A 338-nucleotide genomic window follows, 5' to 3' on the forward strand; every position below is an offset into this window, starting at 1 on the left:
GTGATCCGCAGCCCCGCGAACTCGGCCCAGCCGACGACGTGTTCCAGCGGATGCCCGGCAGCCCGCCGCTCCACCAGCCGGTCGAGCGCGGCGAGGCCGCCGCCATCGCCGCAGGCGGCCGCCTCGGCCAGCAGGGTCGCCTCCTCCTCGGCGAAGACGCAGCCGGCGGCGCGCAGGCGGACGGTGGCCTCGGCGACGGCGGCGGGCGGTACGGCGGGGGGCGGAGCGCAGGCGTCCGCGCCGAGGGATGAAGAAGTGCCGGGGGAGGGAGACATGACAGCCTTTCGGAAGCCTTCGGCGTGCTTCCGCGCGGCTCTAGCGTCGTGAGGCCGACGGTG

The 338-nt window shown here is 76.3% G+C and carries 1 pseudogene; it reads right to left on the bottom strand.

The features are described 5' to 3' along the window. Positions 1-275, bottom strand: a pseudogene (locus HTV45_RS33555) (putative protein N(5)-glutamine methyltransferase); the annotation flags it as partial. Between the last annotated feature and the right edge of the window lie 63 nt (positions 276-338).

Origin of the sequence: Streptomyces sp. CHD11, assembly GCF_018638295.1 — a bacterium.
GTDB lineage: Bacteria > Actinomycetota > Actinomycetes > Streptomycetales > Streptomycetaceae > Streptomyces.